This window comes from Flavobacterium sp. UBA4197, assembly GCF_002379575.1.
Taxonomy (GTDB): domain Bacteria; phylum Bacteroidota; class Bacteroidia; order Flavobacteriales; family Flavobacteriaceae; genus Flavobacterium; species Flavobacterium inviolabile.
Window position 1 is genome coordinate 69,438 of the sequence record NZ_DFUB01000012.1, and the last position, 21,196, is coordinate 90,633.

Sequence of the window (21,196 nt, forward strand, 5' to 3'; positions counted from 1 at the left end):
CCTTTCCGGTTATTTTTTACTGTACGGGAGCGGATGTTTTTTTATCCAGCTTGTATGAAATAGGCACCTTGCTGTTTGCCGGTGACACTCTCAGGTAACCTGACATTTCCTGGTGCAGCGCACTACAAAAATCGGTACAATAGAACGGGAATATTCCCACTCTTTTCGGCAGCCATTTCAACGTGATCGTTTCACCCGGCATGATCAGCGTTTCCGCATTATCGGCTCCTTTAATGGCAAATCCGTGCGGTACGTCCCAATCCTGTTCCAGGTTCGTTACGTGGAAGTAAACCTCATCGCCAACTTTAACACCTTCAATGTTATCCGGTGCAAGGTGGGAACGAATGGCGGTCATATACACATGTACTTTATTTCCTTCGCGGACAACTCTTGTATCTTTTTCATTTTTCACCGCATACGGGTGGTTGTTTTCTTCAATTTTGTAGAATTTCAATTGTCCGTTATTGCGAATCAGATCGGCCGGAGCTGCCTGTGCATAGTGTGGTTCCCCAATGGTCGGGTAATCCAGTATTAACTGCATTTTATCGCCGCTGATGTCATATAGCTGCGCACTTTGGGCAAGCTCAGGTCCTGTTGGCAAATACCTGTCTTTTGTGATTTTGTTATAGGCAACCAGGTATTTTCCAAAAGGTTTTTTACTGTCACCACCCGGAATCATAAGGTGTCCTACAGAATAATAGGTTGGAACCCTGTCCAGAACTTTAAGTGTTTTGATGTCCCATTTTACCACTTCTGAAGAAACAAACATCGTGGTATAAGCATTTCCTTTACCGTCAAATTCGGTATGTAACGGGCCTAACCCCGGTTTTTGAACTTCACCGTGCAATGCCGATTCGTATTTCACTACCGGAATGCCGCCATATTCTCCTTCATAATCTTTTTTAGCAATGGCATTCTGTAATTTATCAAAACTAAACACCGGAATCAATGCGGCCAGTTTTCCACTACCGATGATGTATTCTCCGGTAGGATCAACATCACAACCGTGAGGCGATTTAGGACAAGGGATCATATAACAGATATCTTTAAATTCTGCCGCATCTAAAACCAGAACCTCATCTTTCATAACAGATTTGGAGGAATGTGTTTTTTCATCCCAGGTATTGTGAGCATATTTCACCTTTTGTTTTTTACCTTTTCCGGCTTTAATATACTCTTCCGCTTTTTTCCAGTTCACCGCCATAATAAAATCCTTATCATTTTTTGAGGCGTTAACTTCCAGCAGCGTATTGGCCTGCTCGGTATTATAGCAGGAGAAGAAAAACCATCCGTGGGATTTGCCTTTACCGGCGTGGCTCAAATCGAAATTTACTCCGGGTGTAGCGATCTGGAATGCCAGATTCATTTCTCCGTTGTTTTTATCGACACTAACAAAGCTGATGTGTCCTTTAAAATTCTGTTTATAGGTATCAATAGACACATCACCGTCTGTATAATCCGGCGGCACACTAAAACGGGTTCCGGCCACTACATATTCGGTATTCTCGGTAATAAACGGCGAAGAGTGATTTCCGGCACTGTTTGGCAATTCAATAATCTCAGCCGTTTTAAACGTTTTAAGGTCCACACGGGCAATTCTCGGAGTGTTATTGGCATTTCCAAATACCCAGCGTCCGTCAATTTCCCCATTGGTCTGCGACATTTCCACGTGGTGCAAATCATCCCAGGGAACAAATCCGTGTGAAGTATTCAGCATCGGTTTTGTTTCTTCACTGTACCCCCATCCTTTTTCAGGGTCCACCGAAAATACCGGAATCACTTTAAAAAGTCTTCCGGACGGTAATCCGTAAACACTTAGCTGTCCGCTAAATCCTCCGGAAACAAAATTGTAAAACTCATCATACTTTCCTGGCGGAACATACGCTTTCTGAGCAATATCCCCGGTTAGTGCATCCGTTGAGTTTTTGGGCTTACAGGAGCCCAAAAGCGACAACATAATGACAACTAGTGTCGTTTGTATTAATCTGTTTTTCATGATAGTAAAAAATTTAATTTAATATTTTTATTTAGCGGCATCATTCCTGCGCATAAATTCCAGGATCTGCCGTGCTTCATCGTCCGTAACTGCCTGGTTGGGCATGCGTACCAGACAAATTTCCAATTGTGCCTGTAGTTCCGGATCTTTATCGATCATCGGGTCCGGGTTGGTAATAAAATTCATGATCCATTCCGGAGCTCTTCGCTCTGTAACGCCTTTCCATCCGGGACCAACTAATTTTTCATCGGAAGTTTTATGACAGGACAAACATTTTACACCGACCACTTTATCTCCCTGGTCTGCCAAGGAAGCGTCGATACCTGCTCCTATTTCTACATTTTTGAATTTTCCTTCTCCCCTTTTGGCATCATAGGCGGAAGGATCGGATGCTTGCTCCGTTACCGTTTGTTTAGAGAAATCGTCTGTTGTTTTACCTTTCTCTTTTCCACAGGAGAGTAATAGGAAACATCCGGATAGCAATAAAAAAAATCTGTTCATAAGTAGTATATTTTGTTCATTTTATGATACAAAATTCCTCAACTTATACTCTTTATTGTATGATTACAGTCATACTTTACCAGAAAAACACATACTAATTTTGTACTTATTTACAACACATTAGCCTTGCTTTTCAATCCTCTGGTAATGAAATTTTCTATTTACATCATCATCTTTCTCCTTATATTCAAACCTGCCTTGCCGGTTCTGAATTATATGCTCAATCGGGAGGCTATTGTAAAAGAATATTGCCAGAATATCCAAAAACCGGAACTTAACTGTAATGGAAAATGTCATCTAAAAGCCGAACTGGCCAAAGCTTCGGCAGACAATACTCCCTATTCGGCAGAGAAAAAAATCCATACCGAAGAAACGGTCTTGTTTATCATCGATATTCCACTGTTTACTCCGGCAAAACAATTCTGGTATGTCCTTAGGAATAAGGCGGTGTATTATTCCAATTTATACGCACTGCTAAATACTACCGTAGTATTCCACCCTCCTGTTTTCTAAATACGTTTTTTCGAATTGTTGTTCTTTTTTTGGTTATACAACCGAAGAAGATACTTATACCTAATTTTTAAAAATACTTTTATGAAAACTTTTCAATATATATACCTGTTTTTCAGCCTTATTCTTCTGGCTTCCTGTTCTACAGACAATACCGATACCACAGTAACCCCGGTAAACGAAACGGCCGGACTGATCCGCATTAAAGAACTGTCGAATGAAAACCATACCATAGAACTGTACTCCGACACCGGCATCCTGAAACAGGGCTACAATGCCATTTCCCTGAGAATAAAAGACAAAACAACCGGCCAGTACCAAACCGAAGCAGCTGTTAGCTGGACACCGGTAATGCACATGACCACAATGGAACATTCCTGTCCGAAATCGCCGGTAACAAAAGCTGCCGGTACCCAATTCTTATATACCGGGGAAATCGTCTTCCAGATGGCGCAGAACGACACGGAATCCTGGACACTCACCATTGATTATACCCTTAACGGTACCAGCTACTCTGCTACAGATACTATTGCGGTATTCCCTTCCGAAAAACGAACGGTAAGCTCTTTTACCGGGACAGACGGGACACGCTATATTGTTGCCTATATAGCACCCAAAAATCCGGCAGTGGCACTGAATGATATGACGGTAGGCGTTTTCCGAATGGAAAACATGATGAGCTTCCCTATTGTTGATAACTACAAAATAAAGATCGATCCCCGAATGCCGGGTATGGGCAATCACGGATCGCCCTACAATACCGATCTAACGCAAACCACACCCGGAAAACTGTATCACGGTAAGCTTTCACTAACCATGACCGGCTACTGGAAAATCAACTTACAGCTGCTCAATGCTTCCGGCCAGGTTTTAAAAGGGGAACCGGTTACAACAGACAATCCCCAGAGCAGTCTCTTTTTTGAAATTGAATTTTAGTTTTTCATTGCAGCAGGCTTCCTCTTGGGTATGGCCTGCTGCTTAAAATTCATTCCTTATGAAAATTATCCTCACGCTATTTGCTGTTGTCTTTTCAGCGGGCTGTTTTGCGCAGCACAGTCAGACAGACAGCATAACACCGGTATATATTAACGAGGTTATTATTATCGGTAAAAAAACACCTTTATATCAGAAGCAGCCCAAATCATTAACCAGTACCGAAGATTACCTGTTACAGTCCTCAAAAGTAAACATGGTAAAAAGAGGTGCCTATGCCTGGGAACCATTTCTGAATAATATGGCTACAGAAAGAACCGTTATTACAATAGACGGTATGCGCATCTTTGGTGCCTGTACCGATAAAATGGACCCGGTTACCTCCTATGTTGAGGTTTCCAATCTTTCGGAAGCCAGTATAACTTCTGGACAGCTTGGAAGCTGCCACGGACCAACCATAGGCGGAGCAATCGATTTAAAAAGAGCCGACCGCTATAAAGGCTACCAGGGCTGGAATACGATGCTGCATACCGGCTATGAAACCAACAATCAGCATAAAATTGCCGGAATGAACACCAGCTATAAAGACAGCCTCTGGTATGTAAATGCCGATTTTATGCTGCGTGATGCCGGTAATTATAAAGCCGGTAATAATGTGGAAGTTCCTTTTTCACAGTTTACCAAATACAACCTCTCCGGTACCGCCGGCTATCAGTTTACCAAAAGACAGCTGGTGGAAGGTTCGGTAATTTATGATAAGGCTGTCAATGTGGGCTATCCGGCTTTGCCGATGGATGTATCGCTGGCACAGGCAATCATCACTTCTTTACGTTACCGGTATACCCCTGTTTCAGATTATTTTTCCGAATGGGAAACCAAAGCCTATTTTAATTCGATTGTCCATAAAATGGACGATACCAAACGACCGGTAGTGCCGATACACATGGACATGCCGGGCTGGTCGGACACCTATGGTTTGTACTCTAAGTTAAAAGGGAAATTCAACCGACAGCAGTTTGCCGTTAACCTCAATGCCTATTATAACCGTTCGCTGGCAGAAATGACCATGTATCCGGCCAATCCGTCAGAGAATATCATGTTTATGTACACCTGGCCCGATATCCGTACGCAGTACACCGGACTATATTTAGAAGATAAAATTGCGGTAAACAGTCATTCCGATATTACAATAACAACCGGTATTGGCATACATACCAATAAAGTAGCCGATAAATCCGGGTTGCAGAGTCTTCAGATTTTTTATCCGGAAATGAACGAAACCAAAAGTCGGATTTTAAAAAGTTTTGCTGTAAACTACCAGCATCGTATGTCTAAAACAGAATATGGTTTAGGATTAGGCTATGGCGAAAGAGCGCCGTCTGTTTCGGAAGCTTACGGGTTTTATTTATACAACAGTAATGATTTTTATGATTATATCGGGAATCCCGGTTTAAAGAATGAAAAATCATTTGAAGCCAATGGTCATATCCGTTATCAGAATAAAAACCTGAGCGGAAAACTGAGCAGTACGTTTTTCTATATTAAAGATTATTATATCGGGGAAATCAATCCGGCCATACTCCCCATGACCATCGGGGCAAAAGGTGTCAAGATCTATAATGCGCTGGAACATGCCCTGATCTTTAATACCGATTTGGAACTGGAATATACCTTCACCACATCTCTAAAATGGAAAAACCAGCTGGCATACAGCTATGGACAGGATGCTTCAAACCGGAATCTTCCGTTTATCAGTCCTTTGCGTTATAAAAGCAGCTTTCTTTTTACCCGGGGTGATTTCAATCTAAACCTTATTGCTTCCGGTAATGTTGCCCATACAAATTTTGCGGCATTCTATGGTGAAGCAACCACACCGGACTATTGCATTTTTACCGTTAATTCCGGGCAGTCATTCCGTTTGGGCAGTACTAAAATTAACCTGCAGGCTGGAGTTGAAAATATCCTGGACAAATATTACACAACCTATTCCGACTGGAACGGGATTCCGCGTTTGGGAAGGAATTTTTTTATAAATGCTTCTTATTCATTTTAGTACACGCCAATAGTTTCTTTTTATTATTAATGCCGATTATGACTAAAATCATGTTTTTAAAAAAATAATGCTGTTAGCTTGCGTCCCGATGCGATCCGGCAAACGGATTATTCTATGCCTTAAAATGACGAACCTATGTTAAGTGATTCTCAAAAAACAATACTGTTTGGCTTACTGTTTTTCTCTTTTATATTTTACTCCTTCCGGCTGTATGACAACCGGCATACGCAATCCGGCAGCAACAATGTACTGGCGGATAACGGCAAAAAAATATGGCAGCAGAAAAACTGCATTGCCTGCCACCAGATTTACCAGCTGGGCGGCTACCTGGGGCCGGATTTGACCAATACCTATTCTGTAAAAGGTCCGGAATATATTGAAGCCTTCTTGAGAAGCGGTACTGTGGTCATGCCCGATTTTAAATTGAACCGGACAGAAATAACAGCATTAATAGCCTATTTGAAGCAAATTGATGCCAGCGGTTCCTCCGACCCAAGAACCTTTACGATTAAAAATAACGGAATGATTGAACAAGATGAATAGTAGTAAAAAATTTCTAATTGCGGGATTATTCCTTTTAGTGGCAGGACTGTTGTTTGGTATTACCGGAACCCTGCAATATTGTATACCCGGTTTTTTAAAAGCCGGTCTTTCCTTCGAAAAAATACGGCCTTTACATGTTTCTTCCGTGCTGTTCTGGATTATTTTAAGCGCTGTAGGCAGTGTTATCAATTATCTCCAGGAACATTCCGGACGGGAAATACGCTTTCCGGTACTGGTAAAAATTCAATTCTGGATTTTTGTGCTAACCATACCGGTCATACTGTGCTCCTACCTGTTCGGCTATTTTGGCGGCAGGGAATATTGGGAATTCCATCCGGTGCTGGCAATACCGATAGTAACAGGATGGCTGCTCTTCCTGATTCACTTTTTCAGTACGCTGAAATCCCTGAAACAACAACCGGTATATGTCTGGATGTGGTGCACCGGAATTGTATTCTTCCTGTTTACCTTCCTGGAATCCTATTTGTGGCTTATTCCGTATTTCCGGAATAACATCATAACGGATATGACCCTGCAATGGAAATCCTACGGATCGATGGTAGGCTCCTGGAACATGCTCATTTACGGCTGCAGCATTTACCTGATGGATAAAATCAGCGGACATCAGCAGTACAGCTTTTCCAAAACGGCATTCCTGCTGTACTTTTTAGGACTATTCAATTTAATGTTCAACTGGGGGCATCATATCTATTCACTGCCTACCCATTCCTATATCAAATACATCAGTTATGCCGTGAGCATGACCGAATTACTGATCCTGGGCCGTATCATCTATAACTGGAAAGCCACTTTAAGCACTGCTAAAAAACACATCCATTATTTATCCTACCGCTTTCTGCTGGCTGCCGACGTCTGGGTCTTCCTGATGCTGGTACAGGCGATACTCATATCCGTTCCGGCTATAAACCTGTACACACACGGTACCCATATCACGGTTGCCCATACTATGGGAGCGACAATCGGGATCAACACCATGCTGTTATTTTCCTTTGTATATGATATTTTCGGGACAAAAAAAGGAACTATCCATTCCAAAAAACTGTTCGATTACGGTTATATGATGGCCAACATTTCGCTTTTTATTTTCTGTCTGTCCTTAATCATAGCGGGCATACTTCGCTCCAAATGGCAGATGAATCCCGATCAGCCAGCTTTTAGCACTATGATGCAGCAGCTCAGTCCGTTTTATATCCTTTTTTGCGTTTCCGGAATTACGCTGGCAGCAGGATTCTTCCTGATACTGTATCATTTAATCCGGAATACCGGAAATAATGCTAAAAATCAGCTTTTTTAAAAAATAAAATGCGCTTAATGACTTTTATCAGGTTTTAAAACAAATACATTTAAAATCTTTGCTCCTTTTTAAAACCAATATATTTATATGACTTCAAACCAACTCCACACTTTTCATATTCCGGTTATGGGGCTCGCCTATACTATTGACAGCCCGATAAAAGTAGCAAAATATGGAATCGCATCGGTTATATCCGTGATGGATGACGACCTGATTGAAAGGATGAATGCCTTTTACAGTGCGAAATTCAACTTTCCGTACCAGGAAATCACCCAAAAAATGTTCGATTTTCGTGCCCATCGCATTACTTCCTACTTAAACCTGGTTGATAAAATTGTCAAACAAAAACTGGAACAACTCAAATCGGAACTTCTCGAAAGTAAAGTCGTAATGGACGAATATATCGCGATGCTTCCGGACAGTTCCAAAATAAAAAAGGAACTACAGGAACTGCTTAAAAACGGTAGTGTCCTTAAAGAACAGCTGAAAAGTTTTATTGATAAAAAACTGAAAGCCGGCGCTATTGATGTCAACATCATGACCAAAGTGGATAAGGATAACTTTGTCCGAAACAAACAGCTGCCAATAGAGTTTAACGATGCCCATGCGGCCTTACGCGGATTTGCCAACAGTGAACTCGAATCGTCTGTTGTGCTTTCTGCAGGAATGAACCCGAGGCTGTATAGCTATTTTGAACAGTTTGCAGACTTTTATCCCAACAAGCATCAGGTTATCAAAAAGAAAATCATCCTTAAAGTAAGCGATTTCCGTTCGGCAATGATACAAGGCAGTTTCCTGGCTAAAAAAGGCTTATGGGTTTCGGAATACCGCATCGAATCCGGCTTAAACTGCGGCGGACATGCCTTTGCGACCGACGGTTATCTTCTGGGTGCCATCCTCGAAGAGTTTAAAACCAAGAAAGCAGAACTCATACAGGCCACCCACGAATTGTTAAACAAGGCTTTATTGCAAAAAGGGAAGAACGTACCGGAACAACCGCTGGAACTACGCATCACGGTTCAGGGCGGCGTTGGAACAGGTGAAGAACATCAGTTTTTACTGGATCATTATAATGTAGATTCTGTGGGCTGGGGTTCTCCGTTTTTATTGGTTCCCGAAGCAACTACTGTTGATGCTGCAACCCGCGAACTGCTCAGCAAGGCTACAGAAGCCGATTTGTTCCTCAGTAACATATCGCCTTTGGGCGTTCCTTTCAACAGCATAAAAGGAACTACCAATGATGCCTTTCGCGAAAGCCGTATTCTAAAAGGAAAAGCCGGAAGTGCCTGTCCTAAAAAATACCTGGTTTTAAACAAAGAATATTCCGAACAGGGATTGTGCACGGCATCCAAAAAATACCAGGAATTCAAATTAAACGAACTGGAACTGCAAAAAGAAGAACTTTCCCGGGAAGACTACCATACCCGTTTTACCGAAATAACGGAAAAATCATGCCTTTGCGTGGGCTTGTCAAATGCCGCTTTGCTTGACAATAAAATGGATGTAAAAGGTGAACCACAGGGTGTTATCATCTGTCCGGGACCGAATATGGCCTATTTTTCCGGTGATGTATCACTTTTCAGAATGGTACAGCACATTTACGGAAAGGACAACATACTCCCGCCAAACCAGGAAAGACCGCATTTCTTTATTAAAGAACTGCGAATGTATATTGACTATTTTAAAAAAGAAACCAGTGCCCTGCTCCGCAACACGCTGAATACTAAAAATAACAAACTGGATAAATTCCACCAGAACCTGATAGAAGGCATACGCTATTATCAGGATCTGTTTACAAACCAGGAACATTACTTTATGGCTGACAAAAACAATATATTACATGAATTAGCCGCCATTGAAGCTGAAATAACAACATATAGCCATTAATTGCTCTTTATAAAAAGGCTGTCCGTAATACGTGACAGCCTTTTTGATTTCAGATTTTTTTCTATTGCTTATTGCCCTTTGCCTTTTTGCCCTTTACTTTCCCTTTTTGCTCATTCCCCTTTCCCCTTTACTCCCCCCGATAATTTCCGGTTATATGATTATAATCATAAAATGAAGGTATACAATCATAATACCTTTACCATACACTAAAGTTAAAACCTTAAGAATCTTATTATATGATACGGGAAATTTTGACGCTTGAAGACATCCGGTTATTAGTAGATACTTTTTACGACAGAATCCGCAGCGATGCAATGCTGGGCAGCATATTCAATACCGTTATCGGGAACAACTGGGACCAGCATCTGGAAAAAATGTACCGTTTCTGGCAGACTATCTTACTGGACGAACACACCTACTCCGGCAGCCCCTTTCCGGTACACCTCAAACTAGCACTAAACAAAGAACATTTCGAGCAATGGGTCGCTGTTTTTACGGCAACCGTAGACAGTCTTTTTAAAGGTGAAAAAGCCATGGAAGCAAAATGGCGGGGAGAAAGAATGGCGGCGGTATTCAATGCCAAAATAGCGCATCATCAAACTGAAAATCAAAACTTTAATCAATAACAATCAAAACAATTTATAATGAAAAGAACATTTAGTCTATCCGTTGTTGTAACAGCTGTACTTTTTTCACTTATCGCCTGTGGCGGAAAAGAAACCAAAGAGGCAAATACTGAAGAAGAAACCGTTACAGAAGAAACCGTTACCGAACCGGAAACAGCAGCTCCGGCAGCAGGAAATACACTGAATATAGAAAGTACCGATCAGATGCAGTATACCACCAATGAATTAAAGGCCACTGCCGGTACCATCACCCTTACTTTAAAACATAACGGAAAAATGGAAAAATCGGTAATGGGTCACAATCTGGTGATCTTAAAACCGGGTACCGATATTGCTGCTTTTGCACAAAAGGCTGCCGAAGCCAAAGCTACCGATTACATTCCTGAATCGGGAAAAGGCAGCATCATTGCCCATACCAAAGTTATTGGCGGCGGTGAAAGCGATACCATAGAATTTACAATAGCCGAAAAAGGAACCTATGACTTTATCTGTTCGTTCCCAGGGCATTATGCCGTGATGAAAGGGAAACTAATTGTCGAATAAAGCTCCGTGATAGTCATCCCGGATTAATCCAAGTTATTATATATCTAAAAAGAATATTGTGAATAAAGAAAAAAAACTATGGATCGGATTTGCACTTGTCATGAGTATCTCCTTTGCCATTTTAGGATATTATGGTTATGAAATATACCAAGAGTCACCTCCCATACCGGACAAGATAATTGCTGACGATACTACCGTCATATTTACAGGTCAGCAAATCAAAGACGGCCAGAATATATGGCAAAGTATGGGTGGTCAGGAGGTTGGTACGGTCTGGGGGCACGGTGCATACGTAGCTCCCGACTGGACCGCCGACTGGCTCCACAAAGAAGCGGAATTTATTTTAAATAAATATGCTCAGGCAGATTACCATAAAACATTTAATACCTTAAACGATGAACAGAAAGCCGCTTTAAAAATTCGGTTACAGGCCGATGTTCGTAAAAACACTTTTGACAAAAATACCGGTACAATTACCATTTCGGCAAACAGGGTCGCTGCCATTGCCCATCTGAGTGAATACTATAAGGGATTGTTTATGGATGATCCCGAATTTGATAAGCTCAGAGCGGATTATGCCATTCCAAAAATGGCAATCAGGGATCCGGAAAGAATGCATAAAATGACAGCATTTTTCTTTTGGGCTACCTGGGCTACCGTAACCGAAAGACCCAATGCCAAAGTGTCCTATACCCACAACTGGCCTTCAGAAGAATTAGTAGGCAATGTCGCTACCAAAGACCTGTTGGTATGGTCCGGTGTGAGTATCATCCTGCTCCTTTTCTGCATCGGAATCCTGATTTTTTATCATGTTAAATCCGGAGAAACCGAAGAACTGGAAACCCCGGCGCAGGATCCTTTACTAAAACAGGGAATGACACCGTCTATGTACCGGATTAAAAAGTACTTCTGGATCGTCAGCCTGTTAATTGTTCTCCAGGTTGTAATGGGTGTTATTACCGCACATTATGGTGTTGAAGGCAACGGATTCTTTGGTATCCCGATCGATAAAATACTGCCTTATGCCGTTACCCGTACCTGGCATACACAGCTGGCAATTTTCTGGATTGCAACGGCCTGGCTGGCAACAGGACTTTATATTGCTCCAGCTGTTTCCGGTAAAGACCCTAAATTTCAGGTATTCGGAGTCAACTTCCTGTTTTATGCCCTGTTACTGATTGTACTGGGTTCGATGGCCGGGCAATGGATGGGGGTCATGCAGAAATTAAACCTGATCGATAACTTCTGGTTCGGACATCAGGGATACGAATATGTCGACCTGGGACGATTCTGGCAGGTATTCTTACTGGTCGGTCTATTTTTATGGCTGGCATTGATGATCCGGCCGTTATTACCGGTTTTAAAGAAAAAAACCGAAGAAAAGAATCTGATTATTATGTTCCTTATTTCCTGTACGGCCATTGCTTCATTTTATGCAGCCGGCTTAATGTGGGGAAGACAGACCAATCTGGCTATTGCCGAATACTGGCGCTGGTGGGTTGTACACTTATGGGTAGAAGGATTTTTTGAAGTTTTCGCAACTGTCGTAATCGCTTTCTTATTCGTAAGACTGGGCTTGCTAAAAACCAAAACGGCAACTTTAAACGTTCTTTTCTCAACCATCATTTTTATGACCGGCGGAATTTTAGGAACCTGTCACCATTTATATTTTTCAGGTACTCCTACAGCCGTTATGGCGTTTGGAGCCACCTTTAGTGCGTTGGAAATCGTACCGCTGGTTTTAATCGGTTATGAAGCCTTCCACAACTATAAACTTTCCAAATCGACCGAATGGATCCGCGATTATAAATGGCCGATCTATTTTATGATCGCTGTAGCTTTCTGGAATTTCTTAGGCGCAGGAGTATTCGGATTCATCATTAACCCTCCTATTGCGCTGTATTATGTACAGGGCTTAAATACTACTCCTTTACACGGACATACGGCGCTATTCGGAGTATACGGTATGCTGGGCATCGGGTTAATGCTGTTTGTACTGAGAAGCCTGTACCGCCATGAACAATGGGATGAAAAACTGATGAAATTTATTTTCTGGTCAACCAATATCGGCCTGTTATTAATGGCATTGCTAAGCTTACTGCCTATCGGAATCTGGCAGGCTGTAGAAAGCATTGAAAAAGGAATGTGGTATGCCCGTTCGGCAGAATTGATGCAACAACCCGGAATGGTAACATTAAAATGGCTCCGGGCTATCGGTGACACCATTTTCGGATTCGGTGTACTGGCCCTGTGCTGGTTCGTCTTTACGCTTACTTTTAAAAAGAAAAAAGCAGTATAAGTCTTTTAGTGGGGATATCCGGAACGCTTTCAGTAATACAAAATGAAAGTACTGTTTCCGGATCTTCCCAATTAAAATAACAACAGTATGAATAAATCATTTTTAATCGCTGAAATAAACCGGTTACGCAAAGAAAAAAATGCGGTAATCCTGGCACATTATTACCAGCACAACGATATTCAGGAAATTGCCGATTTTGTGGGCGACAGCCTTGAACTATCCAAAAAAGCTTCCGCTACCGATGCGGCGGTCATTGTATTTGCAGGAGTGCATTTTATGGCCGAAACAGCAAAAATTTTAAACCCCGATAAAAAAGTACTCTTACCGGATGCCGATGCCGGTTGTTCCCTCGCCGACAGCTGTAAACCGGAAGATTTTAAAAAATTAAAAGAACAATATCCCAACCACACCGTTGTGACCTATATTAACTGCTCTGCCGAGATCAAGGCACTGAGCGACATTGTGTGTACGTCATCCAATGCTAAAAAAATTATTGCCTCAATACCCGAAGAACAAAGTATTCTCTTTGCGCCCGACAGGAATCTGGGCAACTACCTCCGCAAGGAAACCAACCGGGATTTACTGCTCTGGGACGGTTCCTGCATTGTTCACGAAGCTTTCTCTTTTGATAAACTTGTCGCCCTCTATACCAAAAATCCAACCGCAAAAATAGTAGCCCATCCGGAATCTGAAAGTCATATTCTGAAAACAGCCCACTATATCGGTTCGACCTCCGGGATACTGCATTATATAAAAAACGATCCATCACTGATTTTTATCGTCGCCACGGAAGCCGGTATCCTGTATCAGCTTTCAAAAGAAGTTCCGGAAAAAACACTTATTCCCGCACCATCACAGGAAGACAATACCTGTGCCTGCAGTGAATGTGCTTTTATGAAAATGAATACACTGGAAAAATTATGGCTGTGCCTGAAAAATGAAAGCCCGGAAATAACGATTGACGAACCGTTACGAAACAAAGCTTTACAGCCCATACGCAAAATGTTGTCCCTTTCATAAATGTTTTAAAAATGGAAAAAACAGACATACTCATCATAGGCTCCGGGCTGGCTGGTTTATTTCTGGCCATCAAAACGGCTCAGAAACGCCCGGATCTTTCCATTGTTATCATGACCAAATCCCTGGCCGATACCGGAAATACCCGTTATGCTCAAGGCGGAATCGCCACAGTGACCGATCTGGTAAACGACAGCTACGAACAGCACATACAGGACACCCTGAGTGCCGGTGGCGGCTGTTGCAATGAAAAAATTGTCCGCATGGTCGTTCAGCAGGCTCCGGACAGAATAGAAGAACTGCTCACTATGGGCATTGCTTTCGATACAAAACCGTCCGGAATCTGGGATCTGGGACTGGAAGGCGGGCATTCCCGCAACCGTATACTGCATCATAAAGACATTTCCGGACTGGAAATAGAACGGAAATTACTGGCGGTAATCCCTCAATTACCCAACATCCGGTTACTGGAAAACCAGCTGTGTGTTGACCTGAGTACCGAAAAAGACAAAATGGATCAGGAATATTGTTCCGGTGTTTTCTATTTTAATAAAACCAGACACCGCATCAAACATATCCGGGCAAGATCCATTGTACTGAGTACCGGTGGCTGCGGTCAGCTTTTTAAAAATACCACCAATCCGGAGGTTGCCACCGGCGACGGTGTTGCCATGGCCTATCGTGCCGGAGCGGCAATTGAACAGCTGCACTACATACAGTTCCATCCTACTGCGCTTTATGAAGCAAACAAACATCCTTTTTTCCTGTTATCGGAAGCATTGCGAGGCTTCGGCGCCTATGTTGTGGATGAAAACCAAAAGCGTTTTCTTTTTAAATATGACACCCGCGGCGAACTCGCCACGCGGGATATCGTATCGCAGGCCATCAATAGCGAACTGGAAAAAACCGGCAGAAAACACGTCTATCTCGATTGCAGACACCTTGATTACGATGCGTTCTACCGGCACTTCCCGACCATCACCGATTATTGCCGCACTATCGGGTTAAATCCTCAGGAAGACCTGATTCCCGTGGTACCGGCAGCACATTATCAGTGTGGCGGTATAACCGTAGACCAGCATTCCCGGACAACGGTTAAAAACCTGTATGCCATCGGGGAATGTTCCTGTACCGGATTGCACGGCAAAAACCGCCTCGCGTCCAATTCGCTGCTGGAAGCCCTTGTATTTGCCCATCAGGGATCGGAGCACATTTGCAAGACCATTGATACCATTGCCTTTTCATCCCTGATCTTTATGAATAAGCAGCAGTCCGTTTTACCAGACAATCCTGATTCCGGATTTGCGGCATTAAAAGAAGAATTGCAGCAGGCCATGACTGCTTTTTATACCGATAAAGAAGCCAAAACAGCATTAAATACCATCAAACAGCTTAAAACCACAGCCGACCAGATTAACAGTAAGCAGAAGATCACACCGTCTTTTATCGAACTGATCAACATGCTTACCGTAGCCTCTTTAATTGTCGAACAAACCAAACATTCTAAAAACGTCACCCAACTGACTTAATAATTATATTTTTTCAACTATGGAAGCCAATACTAAAATAACTATCGGAGAAATTGTTGCTCAGGATTTCAGAACTGCAGCCTTATTCTCAAAATACGGAATCGATTTCTGCTGCAAAGGGCACCGCACTTTGGAAGAAGTCTGTACTAAAAAAAGAATCGACCAGGACATGCTTCAGGACGAACTCGAAACGATCCTGAGTAATAATGAATCGGAATCCATTGATTACCGTTCCTGGCCTCTGGATTTATTAACCGATTATATTGAAAAAACCCATCACCGGTATATCACCGAAAAAACGCCGGTATTACTGCAGTTTCTGTCTAAATTGTGCAAAGTGCACGGCGAAAGACATCCGGAACTGTTTGAAGTAAATACGCTCTTTTCCGAATCAGCAGGCGATCTGGCAGCACATCTGAAAAAAGAAGAACTGATTCTTTTCCCGTTTATCCGGAAAATGGTCAATGCACAGCTCTACCACCATCCTATCGAGCAGCCGCATTTCGGCAATGTCGAAAATCCGGTAGCCATGATGAAAGAAGAACACGATACCGAAGGGGAACGCTTTCGCAAAATTGCGGCAATAACCGATAACTACACCCCGCCTGCCGATGCCTGCAATACATACCGGGTAACCTTTGCCATGCTGGAAGCCTTCGAAAATGACCTACACAAGCACATCCATCTTGAAAACAATATCCTTTTTCCGAGAGCCATTGCACTGGAAAAAAATTTTGAATCCTATACCTAACCACCAAACAGCGCCAGTATGAAAAAGTATGTCATCAAACGAAACGGTATTTACGAACACTTTGAAAGCTTTAAAATAAAGGACGCCATCCAAAAGGCCTTTCACAGTGTTTCCCAAACTTTTGATCCGGATATTTACGATTCGGTATTGCTGCTGCTGCAACAGAAAAACTTATGGGCGGTAGAAGACATTCAGGACAGCATTGAAAGAGCGCTATTTGACCGGGGCTACTTTGATGTCATGAAATCCTTTATGGTGTACCGGCATACGCGAAAATTACAGCGCGAACACATTAACGGACTCAATGACGATACTACTTATGTAAACAGTACCCAGACGATAGAAGAATACATCATGCAGACCGACTGGCGCATTAATGCGAATGCCAATACGTCCTATTCCAATGCCGGGCTGGTTAACAATACCGCCGGGAAAATCATTGCCAATTACTGGCTGGACAAAGTTTATTCTAAAGAAGAAGGATATGCCCACCGCAACGGTGACCTACACATACACGATCTGGACTGCCTGACCGGGTATTGTGCCGGCTGGAGCCTCAGGGTTTTACTTGATGAAGGTTTTAACGGTGTTCGCGGCAGGGTTGAAAGCAAAGCACCTTCCCATTTCCGGGAAGCGTTGGGGCAAATGGCAAACTTTTTAGGGATTCTCCAGAGCGAATGGGCCGGTGCCCAGGCATTCAGCTCGTTTGATACCTATCTGGCGCCCTATGTTTTTAAAGACCAGCTTTCTTTTGACGACGTGCTGAAAGCGATCCGCAGCTTTGTTTACAACCTGAATGTTCCGGCACGCTGGGGACAATCGCCGTTTACAAACATCACGTTGGACTGGGTTGTTCCTGCCGATTTAAAAGAGCAGATCCCTACCAAAAACGGGCTGCACCTGTTTACCGCATTAGAAAACGAAAAGCTGAACCGCCTTGCCGGCGAAAGGAAAGCCGGAAAACTTACGGACATGACCTACGGGCATTTTCAGCAGGAAATGAATCTTATTAATAAGGCCTATTATACGGTGATGACCGAAGGCGATGCCAACGGTCAGCCGTTTACCTTCCCGATCCCGACCGTAAACATTACGGAAGATTTTGACTGGGAAGGAGAAAATACCGGACTGTTGTTTGAAAACACTGCCAAAATAGGTTCTTCCTATTTTCAGAACTTTATCGGCAGCCAGTATATGACCGATGCTGACGGAAACAAAATTGAAAACCCGAATGCTTACAAGCCCAATGCCGTACGCAGTATGTGCTGCCGTCTGCAACTGGACCTGAGAGAACTTTTAAAACGCGGTAACGGCCTTTTTGGCAGTGCCGAAATGACCGGCAGTATTGGCGTGGTTACGATCAATATGGCACGTCTGGGCTACCTCTATCAGGACGATCAGCAAAAACTGTATGAACGCCTGGACGAACTGCTGTTAATAGCAAAGACTACGTTGGAAAAGAAACGGGCTTTTATCCAGCAAATGTTTGACCGCGGTCTGTATCCATATACCAAAAGGTACCTGACGCATTTCCGGAATCATTTTTCGACTATCGGTGTGAACGGTATGAATGAAATGATCCTGAATTTTACCGCGCAGCAACAGGATATTACCAGTGCTTCCGGAATACGGTTTGCTTCGGAAATACTGGATTACATCCGGCTCCGGATGACCGCCTTTCAGGAAGAAACCGGCAATCTGTATAATCTTGAAGCCACACCGGCAGAAGGAACGACCTATCGTTTTGCTAAAGAGGATAAAAAGCGTTTTCCGGACATCATCCAGGCAGGACAGGGAGAAAATATTTATTATACCAACAGTTCGCAGCTTCCGGTGAGCTATACCGAAGATCCGTTTGAGGCGCTGCTTTTACAGGATTCCCTGCAATGCAAATATACCGGCGGTACCGTGCTGCATTTATACATGCGGGAAAAAATCAGTACCCCGGAAGCCTGTAAAAACTTTATTAAAAAAGTACTTGTCAATTTTAAACTCCCTTATATCACGGTAACACCGGTTTTCAGTATCTGTCCGGTTCACGGTTACCTGAACGGGGAACACGAATACTGTCCGAAATGTGACACACAACTATGGGAAGCATATCAACTTAATTCAACAATATATGAAAACACAACAACAGTTTCTGGAAAGTGAACCGGACAAAAGAAGTAAATGTCTGGTTTATACAAGAGTAATGGGCTACCACAGACCGGTAGAAAGTTTTAATATAGGAAAAAAAGGTGAACACCAGCAACGCACACATTTCAGCGAAAGTAAGACCAAAAGGACCGATCTATAATATCACGCCTTTTACCTTACTGGATTACCCGGATAAATCAGCCTGCATCGTTTGGTTTGCAGGCTGTAATATGCGGTGTTTGTATTGTTATAATCCTGAAATTGTACTGGGAAAAGGCACACTGGATTTTGAGGATATTTACCGCTTTCTCGAATCCCGGAAAGGACTGCTGGACGGCGTTGTGCTTAGCGGCGGCGAATGTACGCTGCACCGTCATCTCCATATTTTTATTACTACAATCAAAGCCATGGGATTTGCAGTAAAGATTGACACAAACGGCTCTAATCCGTTGTTATTAAAACAATTACTGCAACACCACTTAATTGATTATGTCGCACTGGATTTTAAAGCATTACCCAACCAATTTCAGCACATTACCCAATCGGATTTATTTCCAGATTTCGAACAGTCATTATCATTATTACTCGCTGCCGGGCTACCTTTTGAGATCCGGACGACGGTACATTCGGATCTGATTCCGGAATCGGATTTTATCTGGATGGTTGATTATCTGGAAGAAAAAGGATATACCGGAAATTATTATATACAGCATTATATGAATAATGTCCCGACGCTGGCAAAACTGGATGTTTCACAGACCAAATTAAAAAAAGAAAACTTTTACAGCTCGAAAATCTGCCTTATTTTTAGAGAATAGTTCTCCCTGCTGTCCATCAAAAATAATCTGAAATGAAAAAAAGCTGGTTTATTGTCTGCCTTATTAATTTTTTCATAGCTTCCCTCATGGGGGCTTTTCTCCGGCTTTCCCAGCTAACCCCGCTGCCTTTTGATTATACTTTCCTGCTGCACGGGCATTCCCATACCGCTATATTGGGATGGCTGTATCTGGTGCTGTACGGATTATTACTACAACATTTTGTACCGGAAAAAGAACGGGAAAAACCGTATTATAACCGCTTATTCTGGCTGACACAAGGTTCCGTTTTCGGAATGATGGTCAGCTTCCCGATCCAGGGTTATGCCCTGTTTTCAATATTTTTCTCGACAGCTCATATCTTTTGCAGTTACTGCTTTTGTTATAAAATCTGGAAAGAGCAAAAAAGCCAATCCGCTTCCGGCCGGAAACTACTGAAAGCTGCTCTTGTGTTTATGCTTGTATCCACTGCGGGTGTGTGGTCACTGGGAATCATCGGCGCTACGGGTGTTAAAAATCCTGCCGTATACCAATCGGCAATACAATTTTTTCTTCATTTTCAGTTTAACGGCTGGTTTCTCTTTGCTGTACTGGCATTATTATTCAATCAGCCTGACAGCAATGATGCCGCCCACATTAAAAAATTCCGTTATTTCTTTAATCTGCTCATCCTGGCAACCATACTAACGTTAGGATTACCGCTAAACTGGTATTTTCCGAATGCCGTATTGTACTGGTCGAATGCCGCCGGAGTACTGTTGCAGTTTATTGCCTTATTGCTTTTTTATCAGCTTTGCCGCATTCCTTTGCTGCGCTATCTTCAGGACAAACCGTTCCTTATCCGGTTACTGGCTGGTGTCGGCCTGATTTCTTTATTGCTGAAAATTGCCCTGCAGTGCTTTACGATATGGAATGAAATAGCCGAAGCTTCCCATTATATCCGGAATTTTACCATTGGTTTTATCCACCTCCTTATGCTTGGGATCATCAACAGTGCCGTTTTTCTGTTTGTAGCAGCAAATCCTGCCTTAAATTTTTTAAACAATAAAAAAAGCCAACTTGGGCTTTTCCTATTCTTAAGCGGGTTTCTGGCTACAGAAATACTTCTTTTTTTACAGGGCAGCTATTTCTTTTTCGGCAAAGGAGCCATCCCCAATTATACGGTACTCCTATTTAGTTTTTCACTGCTGCTGCCTTTAGGATTAATAGTATTGCTTTTAAAAACCCTCAAAAAAAACAAACCATGAATTACCATCATCTTATATTGATCGTTCATCTTCTTGCTGCCTGCATCTGGGTAGGCGGTCACCTGCTGTTGTGCCTCCGGTTCCTGCCACAGGCCATAAAAGAGAAAAAACCGGAGATCATTACCACTTTTGAAAAAAAATATGAAGCCATCGGTATGCCGGCTTTGCTGTTACTGCTGCTCAGCGGACTCTGGATGGCTTTTGATTTCGGAATTCCGGTAAAGCAGTGGTTTACTTTTTCCAGTCCCATAGAACGCGTAATCTCTGCCAAATTGCTGTTACTGCTGCTTACGTTCCTGTTTGCCTTATGTGCCCGTTTTTTTGTTATCCCAAAGCTGAATAAAGACAACCAGAACGTGATGGGACTGCTTATCATTTGTGTTACACTAACCGGAATGGCAATGCTGATATTGGGCTCTACAGTGCGATACGGCGGGATTCATTAAAATAGAAATGCCCCGGTAGGATTAGTCGATAATCCTACCGGGGCAT

The 21,196-nt window shown here is 42.7% G+C and carries 19 protein-coding genes; 17 read left to right on the forward strand and 2 right to left on the reverse strand.

Annotated elements, in window-relative coordinates; translation table 11 throughout:
• Positions 1 to 16: 16 nt before the first annotated feature.
• Together nosZ and B3394_RS06575 are read right to left on the reverse strand one after the other, a co-directional pair.
• Positions 17 to 1,996 carry a Sec-dependent nitrous-oxide reductase gene (nosZ, locus tag B3394_RS06570; RefSeq protein ID WP_177734508.1) on the reverse strand — a complete coding sequence of 660 codons (1,980 nt, stop codon included), beginning with the start codon at positions 1,994 to 1,996 and terminating at the stop codon, positions 17 to 19.
• Positions 1,997 to 2,023: 27 nt separating this feature from the next.
• Positions 2,024 to 2,497: a c-type cytochrome gene (locus B3394_RS06575; protein WP_177734509.1), complete on the reverse strand. Its 474-nt coding sequence runs from the start codon at positions 2,495 to 2,497 to the stop codon at positions 2,024 to 2,026.
• A 147-nt stretch (positions 2,498 to 2,644) separates the two neighbouring features.
• Here B3394_RS06575 and B3394_RS06580 point away from each other — a divergent pair, with 147 nt between their 5' ends.
• The 17 genes from B3394_RS06580 to B3394_RS06660 all read left to right on the forward strand — a co-directional run bounded on the left by B3394_RS06580 (position 2,645) and on the right by B3394_RS06660 (position 21,150).
• Positions 2,645 to 3,010, forward strand: coding sequence for a hypothetical protein (locus B3394_RS06580; protein ID WP_286914391.1), 366 nt, complete (start codon positions 2,645 to 2,647; stop codon positions 3,008 to 3,010).
• A gap of 81 nt (positions 3,011 to 3,091) precedes the next feature.
• Positions 3,092 to 3,943 carry a hypothetical protein gene (locus tag B3394_RS06585; protein ID WP_286914393.1) on the forward strand — a complete coding sequence of 284 codons (852 nt, stop codon included), beginning with the start codon at positions 3,092 to 3,094 and terminating at the stop codon, positions 3,941 to 3,943.
• A gap of 58 nt (positions 3,944 to 4,001) precedes the next feature.
• A complete protein-coding gene (locus B3394_RS06590; RefSeq protein WP_286914398.1) occupies positions 4,002 to 5,993 on the forward strand; it encodes a TonB-dependent receptor in 1,992 nt (663 codons plus the stop codon).
• A gap of 135 nt (positions 5,994 to 6,128) precedes the next feature.
• Positions 6,129 to 6,536: a c-type cytochrome gene (locus B3394_RS06595; protein WP_273245692.1), complete on the forward strand. Its 408-nt coding sequence runs from the start codon at positions 6,129 to 6,131 to the stop codon at positions 6,534 to 6,536.
• Complete coding sequence (locus tag B3394_RS06600; RefSeq protein ID WP_286914400.1) at positions 6,529 to 7,851, forward strand: cbb3-type cytochrome c oxidase subunit I; 1,323 nt, start codon at positions 6,529 to 6,531, stop codon at positions 7,849 to 7,851. The genes B3394_RS06595 and B3394_RS06600 overlap by 8 nt, the downstream gene beginning before the upstream one ends.
• 87 nt (positions 7,852 to 7,938) lie before the next feature.
• Positions 7,939 to 9,738, forward strand: coding sequence for a hypothetical protein (locus tag B3394_RS06605; RefSeq protein WP_286914402.1), 1,800 nt, complete (start codon positions 7,939 to 7,941; stop codon positions 9,736 to 9,738).
• Between the two features lie 236 nt (positions 9,739 to 9,974).
• A complete protein-coding gene (locus B3394_RS06610; RefSeq protein ID WP_177734516.1) occupies positions 9,975 to 10,364 on the forward strand; it encodes a group III truncated hemoglobin in 390 nt (129 codons plus the stop codon).
• An 18-nt stretch (positions 10,365 to 10,382) separates the two neighbouring features.
• Positions 10,383 to 10,907, forward strand: coding sequence for an azurin (gene azu, locus B3394_RS06615; RefSeq protein ID WP_286914406.1), 525 nt, complete (start codon positions 10,383 to 10,385; stop codon positions 10,905 to 10,907).
• A gap of 100 nt (positions 10,908 to 11,007) precedes the next feature.
• Positions 11,008 to 13,206, forward strand: coding sequence for a nitric-oxide reductase large subunit (locus B3394_RS06620; protein WP_337955187.1), 2,199 nt, complete (start codon positions 11,008 to 11,010; stop codon positions 13,204 to 13,206).
• A gap of 87 nt (positions 13,207 to 13,293) precedes the next feature.
• The gene (gene nadA, locus B3394_RS06625) at positions 13,294 to 14,226 is read left to right on the forward strand and encodes a quinolinate synthase NadA (RefSeq protein ID WP_177734518.1); all 933 of its coding nucleotides are present in this window, start codon (positions 13,294 to 13,296) and stop codon (positions 14,224 to 14,226) included.
• Between the two features lie 11 nt (positions 14,227 to 14,237).
• Positions 14,238 to 15,752 (forward strand): L-aspartate oxidase, encoded by a 1,515-nt coding sequence (nadB, locus tag B3394_RS06630; RefSeq protein WP_286914410.1) that lies wholly within the window; start codon positions 14,238 to 14,240, stop codon positions 15,750 to 15,752.
• A gap of 19 nt (positions 15,753 to 15,771) precedes the next feature.
• A complete protein-coding gene (gene ric / locus B3394_RS06635; protein WP_177734520.1) occupies positions 15,772 to 16,503 on the forward strand; it encodes an iron-sulfur cluster repair di-iron protein in 732 nt (243 codons plus the stop codon).
• 18 nt (positions 16,504 to 16,521) lie between these two features.
• On the forward strand, positions 16,522 to 18,657 hold the full coding sequence (locus tag B3394_RS06640) for a ribonucleoside triphosphate reductase (RefSeq protein ID WP_286914415.1): 2,136 nt from the start codon (positions 16,522 to 16,524) through the stop codon (positions 18,655 to 18,657).
• Entirely contained in the window at positions 18,626 to 18,802 is a 177-nt protein-coding gene (gene nrdD, locus B3394_RS06645; RefSeq protein ID WP_177734522.1) for an anaerobic ribonucleoside-triphosphate reductase, read from the forward strand. The genes B3394_RS06640 and nrdD overlap by 32 nt, the downstream gene beginning before the upstream one ends.
• Positions 18,744 to 19,460 carry an anaerobic ribonucleoside-triphosphate reductase activating protein gene (locus B3394_RS06650; protein WP_286914416.1) on the forward strand — a complete coding sequence of 239 codons (717 nt, stop codon included), beginning with the start codon at positions 18,744 to 18,746 and terminating at the stop codon, positions 19,458 to 19,460. Before nrdD ends, B3394_RS06650 begins: the two co-directional genes overlap by 59 nt.
• A gap of 32 nt (positions 19,461 to 19,492) precedes the next feature.
• The gene (locus B3394_RS06655; RefSeq protein ID WP_286914417.1) at positions 19,493 to 20,704 is read left to right on the forward strand and encodes a hypothetical protein; all 1,212 of its coding nucleotides are present in this window, start codon (positions 19,493 to 19,495) and stop codon (positions 20,702 to 20,704) included.
• Positions 20,701 to 21,150, forward strand: coding sequence for a CopD family protein (locus tag B3394_RS06660; protein ID WP_286914418.1), 450 nt, complete (start codon positions 20,701 to 20,703; stop codon positions 21,148 to 21,150). Before B3394_RS06655 ends, B3394_RS06660 begins: the two co-directional genes overlap by 4 nt.
• Positions 21,151 to 21,196 lie beyond the last annotated feature (46 nt).

Excerpts from the sequence above, each read along its gene's own strand:
- B3394_RS06660 (WP_286914418.1), top strand. The coding sequence starts at position 20,701 with ATGAATTACCATCATCTTATATTGATCGTTCATCTTCTTGCTGCCTGC.
- B3394_RS06610 (WP_177734516.1), top strand. The coding sequence starts at position 9,975 with ATGATACGGGAAATTTTGACGCTTGAAGACATCCGGTTATTAGTAGAT.
- nadB (WP_286914410.1), top strand. The coding sequence starts at position 14,238 with ATGGAAAAAACAGACATACTCATCATAGGCTCCGGGCTGGCTGGTTTA.
- nadA (WP_177734518.1), top strand. The coding sequence starts at position 13,294 with ATGAATAAATCATTTTTAATCGCTGAAATAAACCGGTTACGCAAAGAA.
- nrdD (WP_177734522.1), top strand. The coding sequence starts at position 18,626 with ATGAAAACACAACAACAGTTTCTGGAAAGTGAACCGGACAAAAGAAGT.
- B3394_RS06585 (WP_286914393.1), top strand. The coding sequence starts at position 3,092 with ATGAAAACTTTTCAATATATATACCTGTTTTTCAGCCTTATTCTTCTG.
- azu (WP_286914406.1), top strand. The coding sequence starts at position 10,383 with ATGAAAAGAACATTTAGTCTATCCGTTGTTGTAACAGCTGTACTTTTT.
- B3394_RS06595 (WP_273245692.1), top strand. The coding sequence starts at position 6,129 with ATGTTAAGTGATTCTCAAAAAACAATACTGTTTGGCTTACTGTTTTTC.
- B3394_RS06640 (WP_286914415.1), top strand. The coding sequence starts at position 16,522 with ATGAAAAAGTATGTCATCAAACGAAACGGTATTTACGAACACTTTGAA.
- ric (WP_177734520.1), top strand. The coding sequence starts at position 15,772 with ATGGAAGCCAATACTAAAATAACTATCGGAGAAATTGTTGCTCAGGAT.
- B3394_RS06655 (WP_286914417.1), top strand. The coding sequence starts at position 19,493 with ATGAAAAAAAGCTGGTTTATTGTCTGCCTTATTAATTTTTTCATAGCT.
- nosZ (WP_177734508.1), bottom strand. The coding sequence starts at position 1,996 with ATGAAAAACAGATTAATACAAACGACACTAGTTGTCATTATGTTGTCG.
- B3394_RS06590 (WP_286914398.1), top strand. The coding sequence starts at position 4,002 with ATGAAAATTATCCTCACGCTATTTGCTGTTGTCTTTTCAGCGGGCTGT.
- B3394_RS06620 (WP_337955187.1), top strand. The coding sequence starts at position 11,008 with ATGAGTATCTCCTTTGCCATTTTAGGATATTATGGTTATGAAATATAC.
- B3394_RS06605 (WP_286914402.1), top strand. The coding sequence starts at position 7,939 with ATGACTTCAAACCAACTCCACACTTTTCATATTCCGGTTATGGGGCTC.
- B3394_RS06580 (WP_286914391.1), top strand. The coding sequence starts at position 2,645 with ATGAAATTTTCTATTTACATCATCATCTTTCTCCTTATATTCAAACCT.
- B3394_RS06600 (WP_286914400.1), top strand. The coding sequence starts at position 6,529 with ATGAATAGTAGTAAAAAATTTCTAATTGCGGGATTATTCCTTTTAGTG.
- B3394_RS06575 (WP_177734509.1), bottom strand. The coding sequence starts at position 2,497 with ATGAACAGATTTTTTTTATTGCTATCCGGATGTTTCCTATTACTCTCC.